Origin of the sequence: Exiguobacterium sp. s160 (assembly GCF_018617575.1) — a bacterium.
GTDB lineage: Bacteria > Bacillota > Bacilli > Exiguobacteriales > Exiguobacteriaceae > Exiguobacterium > Exiguobacterium aestuarii_A.
In genome coordinates, this window is sequence record NZ_JACSKK010000001.1 from 692,824 (window position 1) to 708,987 (window position 16,164).

15 protein-coding genes are annotated in these 16,164 nt (G+C 46.2%); 3 read left to right on the top strand and 12 right to left on the bottom strand.

What is annotated here, in order from left to right:
• Positions 1 to 2,166 carry an RNA degradosome polyphosphate kinase gene (locus KNO86_RS03635; RefSeq protein WP_214693068.1) on the top strand — a complete coding sequence of 722 codons (2,166 nt, stop codon included), beginning with the start codon at positions 1 to 3 and terminating at the stop codon, positions 2,164 to 2,166.
• Positions 2,167 to 2,259: 93 nt separating this feature from the next.
• Positions 2,260 to 2,430 (top strand): DUF1427 family protein, encoded by a 171-nt coding sequence (locus tag KNO86_RS03640; RefSeq protein WP_074033351.1) that lies wholly within the window; start codon positions 2,260 to 2,262, stop codon positions 2,428 to 2,430.
• 32 nt (positions 2,431 to 2,462) lie between these two features.
• On the opposite strand, the gene KNO86_RS03645 is transcribed toward KNO86_RS03640, so the two are convergent.
• From KNO86_RS03645 to KNO86_RS03665, 5 genes are all read right to left on the bottom strand, one after another.
• Positions 2,463 to 3,032: a hypothetical protein gene (locus tag KNO86_RS03645; RefSeq protein ID WP_214693070.1), complete on the bottom strand. Its 570-nt coding sequence runs from the start codon at positions 3,030 to 3,032 to the stop codon at positions 2,463 to 2,465.
• A gap of 3 nt (positions 3,033 to 3,035) precedes the next feature.
• Positions 3,036 to 3,938 carry a deoxyribonuclease IV gene (locus tag KNO86_RS03650; RefSeq protein ID WP_214694002.1) on the bottom strand — a complete coding sequence of 301 codons (903 nt, stop codon included), beginning with the start codon at positions 3,936 to 3,938 and terminating at the stop codon, positions 3,036 to 3,038.
• Between the two features lie 81 nt (positions 3,939 to 4,019).
• Positions 4,020 to 5,363, bottom strand: coding sequence for a DEAD/DEAH box helicase (locus KNO86_RS03655; RefSeq protein ID WP_214693072.1), 1,344 nt, complete (start codon positions 5,361 to 5,363; stop codon positions 4,020 to 4,022).
• Between the two features lie 61 nt (positions 5,364 to 5,424).
• On the bottom strand, positions 5,425 to 6,363 hold the full coding sequence (locus tag KNO86_RS03660) for a sugar ABC transporter substrate-binding protein (RefSeq protein WP_214693074.1): 939 nt from the start codon (positions 6,361 to 6,363) through the stop codon (positions 5,425 to 5,427).
• Positions 6,360 to 8,114, bottom strand: a complete 1,755-nt coding sequence (locus KNO86_RS03665; RefSeq protein WP_251126928.1) for a sensor histidine kinase — start codon at positions 8,112 to 8,114, stop codon at positions 6,360 to 6,362. Before KNO86_RS03665 ends, KNO86_RS03660 begins: the two co-directional genes overlap by 4 nt.
• 129 nt (positions 8,115 to 8,243) lie before the next feature.
• Between KNO86_RS03665 and KNO86_RS03670 the strand changes: the two genes are divergently transcribed.
• Positions 8,244 to 9,197 (top strand): 4-hydroxy-3-methylbut-2-enyl diphosphate reductase, encoded by a 954-nt coding sequence (locus KNO86_RS03670; protein ID WP_214693078.1) that lies wholly within the window; start codon positions 8,244 to 8,246, stop codon positions 9,195 to 9,197.
• A 42-nt stretch (positions 9,198 to 9,239) separates the two neighbouring features.
• On the opposite strand, the gene KNO86_RS03675 is transcribed toward KNO86_RS03670, so the two are convergent.
• From KNO86_RS03675 to ccpN, 7 genes are all read right to left on the bottom strand, one after another.
• A complete protein-coding gene (locus KNO86_RS03675; RefSeq protein WP_214693084.1) occupies positions 9,240 to 10,352 on the bottom strand; it encodes a Nif3-like dinuclear metal center hexameric protein in 1,113 nt (370 codons plus the stop codon).
• A complete protein-coding gene (locus KNO86_RS03680; RefSeq protein ID WP_214693086.1) occupies positions 10,352 to 11,068 on the bottom strand; it encodes a tRNA (adenine(22)-N(1))-methyltransferase in 717 nt (238 codons plus the stop codon). Before KNO86_RS03680 ends, KNO86_RS03675 begins: the two co-directional genes overlap by 1 nt.
• 96 nt (positions 11,069 to 11,164) lie before the next feature.
• Complete coding sequence (gene cccA, locus KNO86_RS03685; RefSeq protein ID WP_012726639.1) at positions 11,165 to 11,503, bottom strand: cytochrome c550; 339 nt, start codon at positions 11,501 to 11,503, stop codon at positions 11,165 to 11,167.
• 132 nt (positions 11,504 to 11,635) lie between these two features.
• Positions 11,636 to 12,730, bottom strand: a complete 1,095-nt coding sequence (gene rpoD, locus KNO86_RS03690) for an RNA polymerase sigma factor RpoD (RefSeq protein ID WP_012726640.1) — start codon at positions 12,728 to 12,730, stop codon at positions 11,636 to 11,638.
• A 35-nt stretch (positions 12,731 to 12,765) separates the two neighbouring features.
• Positions 12,766 to 14,577 carry a DNA primase gene (gene dnaG, locus KNO86_RS03695; RefSeq protein WP_214693088.1) on the bottom strand — a complete coding sequence of 604 codons (1,812 nt, stop codon included), beginning with the start codon at positions 14,575 to 14,577 and terminating at the stop codon, positions 12,766 to 12,768.
• A gap of 127 nt (positions 14,578 to 14,704) precedes the next feature.
• Positions 14,705 to 15,547, bottom strand: a complete 843-nt coding sequence (locus KNO86_RS03700; protein ID WP_214693090.1) for a pyruvate, water dikinase regulatory protein — start codon at positions 15,545 to 15,547, stop codon at positions 14,705 to 14,707.
• Positions 15,534 to 16,163 (bottom strand): transcriptional regulator CcpN, encoded by a 630-nt coding sequence (gene ccpN / locus KNO86_RS03705; protein ID WP_074033362.1) that lies wholly within the window; start codon positions 16,161 to 16,163, stop codon positions 15,534 to 15,536. The genes KNO86_RS03700 and ccpN overlap by 14 nt, the downstream gene beginning before the upstream one ends.
• Position 16,164 lies beyond the last annotated feature (1 nt).

The window sequence follows — 16,164 nt, forward strand, 5'->3', positions numbered from 1 at the left end:
ATGCCCGACTATACGTACGAACATTTCAACAATCGGGAACTTAGCTGGCTCGACTTCAACGAACGTGTCCTCGAAGAAGCGGTGGACGATCGTAATCCGCTCATGGAACGGCTGAAGTTTCTAGCAATCTTCAGTTCAAACTTAGATGAGTTTTACATGGTTCGTGTCGGAGGTTTGAAAGATGAGGTGCTTGCAGGATTTAATCGTCCGGAAGACAAGACAGGACTCACTCCGAAGCAACAGATTAAAGCTATCTCGATGCGTGCTCAAGAACTTGTCGAGACACAATATGCGACGTATAAGAAAATCACGAAACAGTTATCCAATCAAAACGTGCGTTTTTTGCGCACGAAACATTTGAACAAGACACAACAAGACTTCGTGAAAGAGTATTTCCGTACACACGTCTTCCCGGTTCTCACACCGATTGCCGTCGACGCCTACCGTCCTTTCCCGATGTTGTTATCAAAATCATTAAATATTGCCGTCGAAATCGCTTCGAATGGCGAAGGGAAAAAGCGACTCGCCCTCGTTCAAGTACCTTCCGTCCTCCCCCGTTATCTTGAACTGCCTACGGACGACGAGGAACATACCGATTTGATTTTGCTCGAAGATTTGATCATTCAATTTATCGATTCCTTATTTAAAGGGTTTGTCGTCGAATCGACGATGCCGTTCCGGATTACCCGTAACGCGGATATGCCTTTCCATGAGGAAGGGAGTCGCGATGTGTTGAAACAAATTGAAAAAGAGCTGAAAAAACGCCGCTATGGGGTCGCCATCCGGCTCGAAGTGCAGCAACGCTCATTACGAAAAGAACTGTTATTCATGCTTCAAGATGTGCTTGATTTGCACGACCGTGATATTTTCATTGTGGATGGTCCGATTGATTTGACCTTCCTGTTCGGTATATATAGTCAAATCGGGATAGAATATGACGACATGATCAATGAGACGTTGATCCCATTTATCCCGGAAGGTCTCGAATCCGGAAAAGATTTATTCCAAAGTATCGCCAAACAAGATTATCTTCTTCACCACCCGTACCACTCGTTCGATCCAATCGTACGATTCATCGTCCAAGCCGCTAAAGATCCGAACGTACTGGCGATTAAACAAACGCTGTATCGGGTCTCCGGTGACTCTCCGATCATCAAGGCCTTGACCGATGCGGCCGAGAGCGGTAAACAAGTGACCGTCCTCGTCGAATTGAAAGCACGATTTGACGAAGAGAAAAATATTCAATGGGCCAAACAACTTGAAAAAGCGGGCGCCCACGTCATTTACGGCTATAAAGAACTTAAGACGCATTCAAAAATCACACTCGTCGTACGTATTTTAGAAGGTGGTGTGTTGCAACGGTTCATTCACCTCGGAACGGGCAACTATAACGACTCCACGGCAAAACTGTACACGGATATCGGACTCTTGACGACAAACGAAGAGCTTGCCGAGGATGCCACGAACTTTTTCAACTGGCTATCCGGTTATGGAGAACGACCGTCTTGGCACCAATTCGAGACGTCACCTGATGATATGAAAGACTTCTTCCTCAACAAAATTGAAGATGAAATCAAATTACACGAGAAGTACGGGAACGGTAGAATCGTTGCGAAGATGAACTCGATTACAGATCGGGCCATCATCACAAAATTGTATGATGCTTCGTCCGCAGGTGTAAAAATCGACTTAATTATTCGAGGAATCTGTTGCTTACGACCAGGAATCAAAGGCGTCTCTGAAAACATTCGAGTCATCTCCATCATTGATCGGTATCTCGAGCACTCACGTATTTTTTATTTCTATCAAAACGGAAAAGAAGACTTGTACTGTTCTTCCGCAGACTGGATGACACGCAACATGAAGAAGCGAATCGAGATTCTCTTTCCAATCCTCAATGCATCGCATAAAACGTACATCAAAGATATGATGGCACTTCAACTTGTCGATAACGTGAAGGCGAGAAGACAACGTTCTGATGGTCGTTATGTATATGTAAAACGCGAAAATAATGAAGAAGAGATTCAGTCTCAAATTATCATTCATCAATATACCGGAGGGCGTTGGAACAACATTCCTAGCGTATTTGAACGAGAGCCTTCAAATTGGGCTGAGCGGGAAGTTTTACGACTCCGAGCTGAAAATGAGAAAATGACGGATGACTGATGTTAGACTTCTCAAAAAGAGAAAGTCATTGTATAATAAATGCGGTTCAGTCATTATAAAGCGCTTTCACCAGAAGAGACGGAGGAATTATACATGCAAGAAATTCTACTTTCATTACTCGCTGGCTTGATTTGTGGTGCCATCTTCACGGCACTCAAATTGCCATTGCCAGCCCCGCCTGTGTTACCAGGTGTCGTCGGAATCTTCGGGGTTTTCCTCGGGATGAAAGTATATCAATTCGTCGTGGCAAATTGGCCATTCTAAAAAAAACGATGCCTCTCAGGCATCGTTTTTTTTTAGTCTAACGTATGAATCGCTTTATGACAGGTCGGACACACCCAAATTCCGTGGTCATCTTGCAGATGATATTCCATCAGTTTCGATGCATCGTTTCCGTATCGTTCGAAAAGATTGATCTCACAAACAGAACATGTTGTCACCGAAGCGTACGGGGCGACAAGCTTCTCCCGAAACAGATGCGCTTCGTAATTCGCTTTTGTCCATTTCGATGAGGGAACGTGGTACCCATCTATCCATTTCTGATGAATAGATTCGTACGGTTCATCCGCCTCATACATCCCTATTTTCAAAAGCGGATGGTGGAAATGAAGTTGGATTAAATCGACCAAGCTATATGTCGCCACCTCTTCCTTCTCAGCGCTAAGCCAGTATGGATCGTCAGGTTGCTCAATCATTTCCTCTAACAATACCTCTGCCTCTGCCACAATCCCATGTCCCACCACTTCGATGAACGCTGTCGGGGTCGTCACGGACCCTTTCACATAAACGGGACTCTGTTCAAGAAAATAGGTCGGGAATGCGTTCCAGACATCATATCGATTCGGATCGACCTGAAGGATCGCCATCATTTATTGATGAGAAAGCGTGAAGCGTTCACGCCATTCAGGATCAAATTGATTCGCACGGAACATCTCGATTTCTTTTTTATATGGTGCCACTTTCGTTTTTTCACTAACCGGGATGTATGGCGTCTCTAAAATTTTTGGGAGATGTGCAAATGCCTCATGATGAATGATTCGATTTAATGTATCGAATCCAATCTCACCGTATCCGATATTTTCGTGCCGGTCTTTCCTCGCACCGCGCACGTTTTTTGAATCATTCACATGAATTACACCGAGACGATCAAGTCCGACGATTCGATTGAATTCTTCAATCACTCCGTCCAGGTCACCGACCAAGTCGTATCCTGCATCATGTACGTGACACGTATCAAAACAGACAGAGAGACGGTCATTGTGTGTGACGCCGTCTATGATTTTTGCTAATTCTTCGAACGTCTTTCCGAGCTCGCTTCCCTTCCCTGCCATCGTCTCAAGCGCAATCTTAACCTGTTCGTCGCCAGTTAACACTTCATTCAGTCCTTCAATGATACGAGCAAGACCAATTTCTTCTCCAGCACCAACATGAGCCCCTGGGTGAAGAACGACATGTCGAGCAACCTGGAGTGCTTCAGCACGCTTCAACTCTTGTGTCAAAAATGAAACGGCCAATTCGAACGTTTCAGGTTTTGTCGTATTTCCGAGGTTAATGATATAAGGTGCATGGACGACAATCTCTTCGATATCATGAGTAGCCATATGTGTGAGTGCAGCCTCGATATTCAAATCCTCAATCGGCTTTCGACGTGTATTTTGAGGAGCTCCCGTATACACCATCATCGTGTTCGCCCCATATGAAACAGCCTCTTCACTACCTGCAAGTAGCATTTTTTTACCTGATACCGAAACGTGTGAACCTATTTTTAACATCATCATCTTCCCTTCATAAGCTTCTATCTTCAGTTTACACAAAAAGAAGAACCGACTCCAAGAAGTCGATTCTTCAAACGATTAACGCTTGTTTTTCTTACGAGCGGCACGACGATCCGAGCGCTGCTGTTGCATGTGTTCGCGTGAAGCCGTTTCTTTTAACTTATACTTAAATTTCTTCTTATAGCCAGGTTTGACTTTCTTCTTCGCCTTCTTGATTTCACCGGCCATACGACTGTGTGCCGTATGCGAAACTTTCATCTTCCGGTCCGTTTGGCGACGACGACGTGTTTTGATTGGCTGAATCGAACCATTGCGCAAGTCCACGTGTGTGAATTCGAACCCTCGTTCTTCAAGTCGGTTGATCGGTCCATTTTCATGGTCTTCATACAACGTATACGCCTCACCAGAAGCGCCCGCACGACCTGTACGACCGACACGGTGCGTATAGAAGTCAAGGTCTTTCGGAATCCCATGGTTGATGACGTGAGAAACGCCTGAGATGTCGATTCCTCGAGCTGCCAAGTCTGTAGCAATCACGTACTGATACTTCGCATCGTTAATGTCCTTAATGGCTTGTTTACGGCGACGTGCCTGCATGTCCCCGTGTAACGTACCGACATTCAATCCCGCTTCACGGAATGATGTCTCTAATTCATCCGCTTCTTGCTTCGTATTCGTAAATACGAGACAGACGAACGGATTGATTGCTTTCGCAATTTCGACAGTCAATTCCTTACGATCACGGTGACGTACCGGGATGACATGGTGCTTGATTTTTGGTGCGACACGATGTTCAGGGCTCGCTTCAGCGAAACGTGGATCATGCAAGTATCTCTTCAAGAACGGCTCGAGCTTCTCAGGGATTGTCGCTGAGAAGACCATCGTTTGAAGTTTTTCTGGAAGTGATTGCGCGATGCGGTCAACTTCCGGCAAGAATCCCATATCGAGCATTTGGTCAGCTTCATCGACAACGAAATGCGTCACTTTATGCGGGAACAATGCTTGTGCTTTCATCAAGTCAAGGATTCGTCCCGGTGTCCCGATAATGAGTTGTGGTGGATTTTTCATCTTATCGATTTGACGTTCGCGGTCTGTTCCTCCGACAATCAAACTTGATTTGATGTAATCCGGATTCTTAATGAGGATTGATTTTAATTCTTCATGAATCTGCCATGCGAGTTCACGTGTCGGTGCGACAACGATCGCTTGGACAGATTCCTCTTCTGGGTTGATTGCTTCTACAATCGGTAATAGGAACGCAAGTGTTTTCCCCGTTCCTGTTTGTGATTTCCCAATAATATCTCGACCATTCAGTGCAGCCGGAATAATCCGTGCTTGTATATCGGTCGGTTTCGTGATGCGTTTTTCTGTTAACGCATCGATCATAAACGGTAGCAATTTGAACTGTTGGAAGCTGTTCAATCGATACACCTCCTGTTTCTTTCCACTTTTCCTAGCATAGCGGAATCAAATCATTTGTCAATCAATCTTTTGCCACGCCTTCATATAAATAACTCGATGAATAATAATGCTTGGCAATTTTCTTTCCATTTAAATGTTGTTCGAGCGCTTTGAAGCCGACTTCCATCATCTCGTTTGGCGACTGTACGACAGTCGCATTGACTTTCCCATTTTGAATGAGTGGATAAATATCAGAAATGCCGTCTACCGATACAATCGTCTTGTCCGATAAGTCACGACTTTCTAAAGCTCGGACGACACCGAACGTATTATCGTCATTGTGCGAAAAGACAGCATCAAATGGAATTTCTTCTTCTAACCAACGTGACATCTCAATCTCTGCTTGGAATGTATCATAGTTCCCCGTGATAGAGGCAATGATCTCGAATTGGTCGGCATTCGCTTTTTCATACTCCCGAATCCCAAGACTGCGGTCCATCGTGGAGCGTACCTTCGGCGTACCTCTCACTTCGACGACACGAATCGGTCGATCCAGGTCGCTATATTTCGCGGCAATTTGTTCCGCTGCCATCCGACCGATATCGACATTGTCAGAGACGACCGATGTCAAGACACTCGGATGATCAATCATCCGGTCAATCGCAATAATCGGAATATTTTCTCGTTTTGCACGTTCTAACGACGGTTGGATGAACGTGTCATCGAGCGTCGTCAAGAAGATGGCCTCGACACCCCGGTCAATCAAGGAGTCCAATTTTTCTTTTTCTAACACGCGTGAATCTTCACTCGTCGTAGGAATCGGGATAAATCCTTTTTGGTTGGCCGTATGAACGAATGAGTCTAACAGCTTGTTCGCATGCTCATGTTTATCGCTGACGAACACGAATCCGACTTCTCTTTCATCTGTTTTTTGCTCCGGTAATTGAATCGATGTGATCAGTAGGATCGTCATGGCCCAAACGATTGGTAACCAAAGCCAATAGTGTTTGAGGGTTTTCATGATGGATCTCTCCTTGGAATTTTGATCAACATCGCCGTTCCTTTGTCGACGACGCTATCAATCTCCATTGATCCGTTCACACTCTTCAAGTATTCATGAATCATGTAAATCCCAAGACCGTTTCCGTTGTCTTTCGTCGTGTTGAATGCCGAACCGACTGTCTTGAGTTGTTCTTCCGTCATGCCAATCCCGTTATCTTCAATTAAGAACCGATATTCCTGCTCCGTAAAGAGGACGGTCACGACAACACTTCCCTCTGCGCCTTTCGACTCGACAGCCTCGACCGCGTTTTTGAACAGGTTATAGATGATTTGAACGAGCATATCAAACGAGGCATAGAAAGGAGGCATGTCATTCGGAACGAGTAATTCCCACTTGGTCGGACGCTTGTAACATTCAGCGTCCATCAAGAATTCGAGTCGCTTCGCAAAGTCTAACATATCAATCCATTCTTCGTCTCTTCCTGCCTGATCAGGTTTGGCGAGTGTCAGCATCGTCGAGATTAAATCATTCGCCCGCTCCAACTCTTTGATGGCGACGTCTACCATGTCTTTATTGCTTTGTCCTTCTCGTGCCAACTGTAAGGTGATATGCACCGGTGTGAGCGGGTTTCGAATCTCATGGGCAATCCCGGCTGCTAATTGTCCAAGTGACGCTAGCTTTTCTTGATGCAAAATCAATTGTTGCTGGCTCAACTGTTCACGCCTTGATGTTTCCATCCGCTGGGCGTAATCGTTATACGTATCCAGTAACGTCTCAACTTCTTTTGAACCGGTCCTCTCAAGCGTGATGGCACCGAGTGACTGTTGCTTCTTGATTTGATTGACAAGTTCGACGAGCGGGTTCGTCAACGTTCGCGAGAGCAACAATCCGACAAGGATGCTCAAGAAAAACGTCACAAGTGCAATCATCAAGTACTGCCAACGTGTATCGTAGACCGTCTCATATACAGAGTCGTTCTGATGTTTTGCAAGCATGCTCCAGCCACTGACTCGTGCATCCGGTTCGTACATCATCGTGTCTTCTTCTGTACTTAAAATCGTACGTGTACTCCGTCCTAAAACGTCGTCAATGACTTCACGTGATACGCGACGTTCTGCATCTGTGACCAAGTTGAACGACGTCGTCAACACTTCTCCTTGTTCATCTAACAGGTAAAGAATCATGTCATCATTCGCTGACTCGAGCGACCGACGGTACAAATCGGAGTTGAGCACGCTGATGCTTCCCCCAAAAATACCGATTGGCCGATTGTCTTCAATGACAGGAACATATAAGAATGTTCCCATGTCCCCACTAATCATGATGGGGTCACTCATATATAGTTCTTTTCCACTCGCAGTCAATACTTCTGCGAACTTAGGGTCACGTTTGATCACAGAAGAGGAAACTTGACGCTCAGAATACCATTTAAACGAATTCTTGCTGACATCATAATAGAAAATCGATGTAAAACTCGTTCGTTGATTTAAATACCCTGTCCGGATACGTTCTTCAATCCATGGTTCGTTTCCGACGTAAGCTCCAAGATAAACCAGGTCCTCATACAATTTACCGAGTCGGGACTCGACATTTTCAATACTATCGTCAATCGCATAGTCAAATTGCTCTTTCGCCAGCTCTTCTGCACGAGACACCGTGACGCGATCAGCAGAGAATGCAAGCGACGAGATAACAAGTGCTAAAATAATGATGATGATAAACGTAATTTGGAAAAAGTATGATTTTTTAAGTTCACGCAACTGTTTCATTCGATTCACGATGTCCCTCCTTTCTAACCTAAAAATTATAGCATGAATACACGCAAATCTTTTCGTATTTTCGAAACAATGTTAGACTAATACGTATGAAAGCACTTCGAAAGGAGCCTTCGTCTTCATATGAAAGTTAAAAAAATTAGTCCACGCGGATATTGCTATGGTGTCGTCGATGCCATGAAACTCGCAAATGAGGCGGTTGCAAATCCAGATTTGCCACGCCCGATTCATATACTCGGAATGATTGTCCATAATCGTCACGTCACACAGGCGTTCGAGGATCTCGGTGTCAAAACGGTTGACGGTGAGGACCGGATGCAGGCGCTTGAAACCATCGACCGCGGAACGGTCGTCTTCACGGCGCACGGGATTTCCCCACTCGTTCGGAAACGTGCCATTGAAAAAGGATTGACGATTGTCGATGCCTCTTGTCCTGACGTCCTCGTCACACACGATTTGATTCGGGAAAAAACGGCTGAAGGATATGATGTCATCTATATCGGGAAACATGGCCACCCAGAACCAGAGGGCGCGATTGGAGTCGCACCGAACCATGTTCATTTGATTCAATATGAACATGAAATCGATCAGTTACCGAGTCGGTTATTCGACCGGAAAATTCTCGTGACGAACCAGACGACGATGAGTCAATGGGATGTCTCTGCACTGATTGAGACGATTCAGTCCCGTTATCCACACGTTGAAGTGCATAACGAAATTTGTAATGCGACTCAAGTTCGTCAAGAAGCCGTGGCCGAACAAGCCGGAGACTGCGAATTATTAATCGTCGTCGGCGATCCAAAATCAAATAACTCGAATCGCTTGGCGCAAGTCTCTAAAGAGATTGCCGGCACAAATGCATATCGCATCGGCGATTTGAGCGAACTTGATTTGAACTGGCTCGAGGGCGTTGAGACCGTCGCTGTGACGTCTGGTGCCTCTACACCGACACCGATTACGAAAAAGGTCATCGATTTCTTGTCACAGTACAATCCAGAAGATTTGAGTACGCATGATAAAACACCATATCTCGAACTTCGCAGTATCTTACCGAAAGTAAAGGCATTGCGTAAGTGAACGAATCCCCCATTCTGGTTGAGAATGGGGGATTTTTTGATGTCATCTGAATTGGAACGGATTTGTATTCGCTTCGGAAATCATCAACTCGACATCGATTTTTGCTTTCTGAAACTTCTCAGTGAGAATCCCGACCACACCATGCTTCATGACACTTTCGACGTGGTGTCCTGGGTCGACGACCGCGAGTCCGAGTGCCATCGCATCATGCGCCACGTGGAAGTATAAATCACCTGTTACATAGGCATCTGCACCTTTGAAATGTGCAGCGGAAACATATTTGTTTCCGTCCCCTCCAAGTACAGCCACTTTCTCAATGGATTGTTTCGGGTCTCCGACGAAACGGACACCTTCCACTCCAAAGCTCGTCTTCACATGGTCGGCGAACGCTTCAAGTGTTACAGGACGTTCAAGTCTACCGATGCGTCCTAACCCGTATACGTGTCCTTCAATCTCATCTCGAATCAAATCGTATGCTACTTCTTCATACGGATGAGCATCTTTCATCGCTTTCAAGACTCGCTTCTTCTGGCTTTCGCGGACGACCGTCTCGATTCGAACCTCATCGACTTGTTCTGTCTCGTGAACTCTACCAATGAATGGTGTCGTCCCTTCAAGAGGAGTGAATTGTCCTTTTCCAGAAACTCGGAACTGACAATCCGCATAGTCTCCGATATGTCCGGCACCTGCTCTGCCTAATGCACGTGACACGTCTTCTGCGTGTGATTCCGGCACGAACACCGTTAATTTATAGACTGGCTCCTCATACGTTGGTACGAGTACTTTTGTGTCGTGCAACCCGATCGCTTCACTCATCCAATCGTTCACACCGCCAACACAGACATCTAAATTCGTGTGTGCCACGTAGACCGCGATGTCATGCTGAATACATTTCATCGTGATTTTCCCTGCCGTAGAACGATCATTGACTTGAGATAACGGACTAAAGATGGGCGGATGATGGGCAATGATCAAATCCACTTTTTTCTCAATCGCTTCATCCACGACCGATTCAAGCACATCCAGCGTCACCATGACCCGTTTGACATCTTTATTGAGCGATCCGATTTGCAAGCCGATTTTATCGCCTTCGACTGCTAAGTGTTTTGGCGCAAACTCTTCAAACAACTGGATCACTTGATTGCCGTTCGCCATTACTGACTCACCTCTCTCATTTTGTCACGCATCCGTTTGAATTCGATTTGTTTTTGAACCAACGCCTCTGACTGAATGCCATCTGCCATTTGATCGAGTACATATTCGAGTTTATCCGCTTCACGACTCCACTTCAGTTTGAACGCCTCAGGGCGTTCCTGAATCAAATATGGACCGAATAATAGTTGCCAAGTCCGTTCTGTGAGATCGTCACAATAAATTGTCTCAGTCCCTTTTTCGCCGACGAGAATCTCATATACCTTATCATTCTCTTCGACAATCGCTTCTTCGACGAGAACATATCCGTTCTCAAGCAACCAACTCCGAACGTGTTGTCCGTCGACATTCGGTTGAAGAATCAGACGCTCGACTGCACCGAGCTTCTCTTTCCCGGATTCTAGAATCGAACGAATCAAACTGCCACCCATCCCACAAATCGAGATACATGTCGCTTCGTCTTCATGTAGTACAGCCAGACCGTCACCGAGACGTACGTCGATGACTTCTCGCGCTCCAATCAAGTCTACTTGTGCTTTCGCGGCCTCCATCGGACCAACATTTACTTCGCCTGCAATCCCCTTTGAAATGATTCCTTGTTGAAGGGCGTAGCATGGCACATATGCGTGATCCGACCCAATATCAGCGAGCACGCTTCCTTTCGGGATATAATCGACAACTTGCTTCAAGCGGCGATCTAAGATGACACGTTCTTGCATGTAAGACAACTCCTTTGTTCTACTTCTTCCCTAGCGTATCGAATTCTTTACACTTCGACAACAAAAAACGCACCCCGCTACGGAGTGCGCCACTTCTTATTGTTCGATCAACCAGTTCGCAAGCACTTCTGCTTCTTCAGCTGATGCAAGACCTGCAGGCATCGCACCTTGTCCGTTGACAATGATGTTTGCGATTTCTTCTGGTGAAAGACGATCGCCAACACCAGTAAGTGCTGGACCAACGCCACCTTCAAGGTTTCCGCCGTGGCAACCTGTGCAACCCTTCGCTGCATATAACTCTTCTGGGTTCATTTCAGTGACTGCTGGACCTTCAGCCGCTTGTTGCGCCTGATTCACACCAAAATACGATAATGATACCATGGCAATAATTGCGACGATTGCGATTGCCGCAAACGGTAACAATGGATTACGCATTGTAGTTCCCCCTCATGTTCATTCCAAATTTCTATCCAACACTATTTTACTCAAAAAATAATAAAGAAGGAAGGAAAATCACTCATTTTCCTTCCTTTCTTCTAAAACTTCACACTTTATTCAAATATGAACTTAATCGAGGAAGTCTTTCAAGCGTTTGGAACGACTTGGGTGACGTAATTTACGAAGAGCTTTCGCTTCGATCTGACGAATCCGCTCACGTGTGACGCCGAACACTTTCCCGACTTCTTCAAGTGTACGCGTACGACCATCGTCTAAACCGAAACGAAGACGAAGGACGTTTTCTTCACGGTCCGTCAACGTATCGAGAACGTCTTCTAACTGTTCTTTCAACAATTCATAGGCTGCCGCATCTTGTGGGGCCATTGCATCTTGGTCTTCAATGAAGTCACCGAGATGTGAATCGTCCTCTTCCCCAATTGGTGTTTCAAGTGACACCGGTTCTTGCGCGATTTTTAGAATCTCACGTACTTTTTCAGGTGTGAGTTCCATCTCTTTCGCAATCTCTTCTGGAGAAGGTTCACGACCGAGGTCTTGGAGCAATTGACGCTGAACGCGAATCAATTTGTTAATCGTTTCGACCATGTGAACTGGGATCCGGATTGTACGCGCTTGGTCAGCAATCGCACGAGTGATGGCCTGACGAATCCACCATGTCGCATAAGTCGAGAATTTGAACCCTTTCATGTAGTCGAATTTTTCGACTGCTTTGATGAGGCCCATGTTTCCTTCTTGAATCAAATCAAGGAAGAGCATCCCACGACCGACGTAACGTTTCGCAATCGAAACGACGAGACGAAGGTTCGCTTCCGCAAGACGTTTTTTCGCTTCTTCGTCTCCTTGCTCGATTCGTTTCGCAAGCTCCGTCTCATCTTTCGCACTGAGAAGGTCGACACGTCCGATTTCTTTCAAATACATTCGAACCGGGTCGTTGATTTTAATTCCAGGTGGTACCGATAAGTCGTTTAAGTCGACTTCCTCATCCTCTTTTTTCGCAGGTGTTTCTTCAGCGTCAGCTGCGTCCTCTGTGACACGGATATCTTTCGCTTCTAAATCTTCGATGAAGTTATCAATGAAATCCGAGTCCACCTCAAAATGACTGAGGCGGTCTTGGATGGCTTGCATTGAGACGACGCCTTTTTTCTTTCCTAACTTTTCGAGCTCTTCTATGGCGTTAAATAAATCCTCTTTCTTCTTCTCTGCCATTTAGCAGTTCAACTCCTTCCAAACTTCATCCACGTTCATCGTTCTCGTAGACGACGACTACGGGCAATCAATTCTTGTAGCTTGGACGCCTGGTCAACAATACTTTCGGCGTCTTGAGCGATTTCCCTTTTTGCACGCTCGATTTGACGTTGCTCCTCATAACTGTTTATGACCCGAATGTATTCGTCTAAAACCTCTTCAGACAGTTCATCCGGTCCAGCCATCAGTCGGATCTCCGCAAAACGCATCGCATAATCGGGACGTTGGTCGCAGTAACGCTCCATAAACGGCAACGTCACTTGATCGAACTCATCTTGTGTCATCGTCTCAGAGACGATTTCATACAATGCCGAACCTAGCATACGATGTGTCTCATCCTGATAACGTAGCCCTAGACGATCGCGTACAAAGCGGACTTGTTCCGGTCCAGTCAACATGGCACGTAACAAATACTTCTCTGCTTTCATCCAGCGTGGTTCGCCCGTTTTACTCGAACGTTTTCGAACGGGTTCCACAGGCTCCATCGTACGGACGGGTGTCGATTCGCTTGACGTCGGACGAGGAATTCTCGAACGAAGCGTCTCGAGCGGAATCTCAAACTCATCCGACAGCTTTTTCACATATAAATCTCTTCGAATCGAATCATTCGTCTTACCGATCTCTTCAAGCATAGATTCAATAAAGCGAATCCGTTCTCCTTCTCGGTTCAAGTTTTTTCCTCGTCTGAGCATGCGATTCATAAAATCAAGCACGCTCAACTGTTCCGTCTCGACAAACTGTTGCCAATGCGACGCCCCGTGTTGACGTATATAATCATCCGGGTCTGTCTTTTCGGGTAACGGTAAAACTTGTACATCGAGCGGGGATGACTCCAATAAGCGAATGACTTTTTGAGTCGCCTCTTGTCCCGCATGGTCTCCGTCATAACAGATGATGACTTCCTCCACGATTCGAGACAATGCTCTTGCATGTTGTGGAGAGAAGGCAGTCCCAAGTGATGCCACAACTTCTTGTGTACCTGCTTGCGCGACTTGTAAGACATCTACGTTTCCTTCTACGAGAAAGACTCGCTTTTTCTTACGCATCAATGCCCGGGCTTGAGAGAAGCCAAATAGCAATTCACTCTTGTTGAATAGCGGTGTTTCAGCCGTATTCACGTATTTTGGTTGACGGTCATCAATCGCACGTCCACTGAAGCCAACGATGGTGCCGTCTCGATCCGCAATCGGAAAGACGACCCGTCCTTCAAATCGGTCAAAATATTCACCGGATTTGGACTTCGAGATTAAACCTGCCTCAACCATTACTTCTAAATCGAACCCTCGCCGCTCCAACAACTCGACAGTAAAGCGTCGTTGGTCTGGGGCAAATCCAATCTTGTATTGCGCAATCGTTTCTTCCGTTAAATCACGGTTTCGCAAATACGACAATCCCACTTCGCCAGCTTCCGTTTTCATCAAGACTTCATGATACAAGTCCGCGACGAGTCGATGCGCATCACGCATTTGTTTACGCCATACTTGTTCACGTGTGAGTTCTTCGTCCCCTTGTATACCTTCTACTGAAATATTCGCGCGCGTTGCTAAACGCTCCACTGTCTCAGGAAAAGATAACCCTTCCGTCTCCATCACGAACGTGAACACGTTCCCTCCGGCACCACAACCGAAGCAGTGATACATCCCTTTTTCAGGTGAAACGGAAAAAGACGGTGAGTTTTCGGAATGAAATGGACATAACCCGACAAGCCGATGTCCTTGTTTCTTTAATTCGACACGCTCGCCAATCAATTCGACGATATCGGTCGCTTGCTTCACTTCTGCGATGACTTCATCTGGTATCCGTGGCATCTTGACCACTCCCTGTTTCCAATCTCGCAACGAAACGGAACGCTCATCACGTTCCGTTTCACTGTACTGTCAATACTCTATTATACCCTCTCAAAGCAACGATTACTAATCGAAACACTTATGCAGATTAGTCGTCTTTTGATTGCTCGAGATGACGTAAGATAATACCCGCCGTCTCTTCAACCGCCTTGTTCGTCACATCGATCACATCACAACCGATTCGTTCATAAATCCCGCGAGCATATTCGAGCTCTCGATTGATTCGTTCAAGTTGTGCATAGTCTGCTTCCGGCTTCAAACCGAGTGACTTGAGGCGCTCCATTCGAATCGAAATCAACTTCTCTGGAGAGATGATTAACCCGACACACCGTTCTGCCGGTAAGTCGAATAACTCCTCTGGAGGTCGTGATTCTGGTACGAGTGGGACGTTCGCGACTTTATATCGCTTCAATGCCAAATACTGAGACAGTGGTGTCTTCGATGTTCGCGAGACGCCGACGAGTACGATGTCAGCTTTTTTCAGACCACGCGGGTCTCGACCATCGTCATATTTGACGGCAAATTCCATCGCTTCGATTTTACGGAAGTAATCATCGTCCAAGCGATAGATGAGTCCCGGTTTTTCACGTGGGGCTTCTTTCAGCTGTCCCGATAAGACATCGAGCAAATCACCGAGCAAGTCAACCGTCTTGACCTGGTGTTCTTCCCCGAGTTTCATGAGAAGCGCGCGATGCTCTTCATTGACGAGCGTGAATGCAATGATTGCGTGTTGCGCCTTCGCTTGTGTGACCACATCGATAATCGTCTGCTCATCCTCAACGAATGGGATGCGAAGCGTATCAATCGCATTCTCATGGAATTGGATACTCGCTGCTCGGACGACGAGCTCACATGTCTCTCCGACCGAATCACTTACCACAAAAACGAGTTGTTTCGTAGTCAAATCGGTTTCCTCCTCAAATCGACTCATCGTTCGCTAACGCAATGAGCACCTTCGTCATGTTCGTTTTCGTCATCCGACCGAGAACAATCAATTTGCCATCCTTCTCTTCAACGACCGGCATGGCATCGATTTGCTTCTCAATCAATTTCATTCCCGCACGAATCAATGTCTCGCTTTTCTCGCAAACCGTGATATTCGGCATGCGTGTCATGATGACGTTGACCGGCAATTGATCTAAATCTTGATTCCCAATTGCTGCGCGGAGGAGGTCTTTACGTGACAGTACCCCTACGAGTTCTCTGTCACGTCCGACAACGAACAGCGAGCCCACATCTTCTAAGAAGAGCGTGACAATCGCATCATATACCGTCATCTCATCCCGAACGACTTTCGCAGAGGACATAAAATCTCCGACCGTTAAGGAATCTAGCTTTTCGCGGAGCATCGACGAATTCCGTTTGCCAACGAACGTGTAGCCGACGCGAGGTCTTGCTTCAAGTATTCCTGTCATCGTCAAAATCGCAAGATCTGGACGCAAGGTCGCACGCGTCAGCGATAATTCCTGCGCGATTTGCTCCCCTGTAATCGGTCCATTTTCTTTTACAATCTCGACGATTTTTTGTTGGCGTTCATTCAGTTGCATA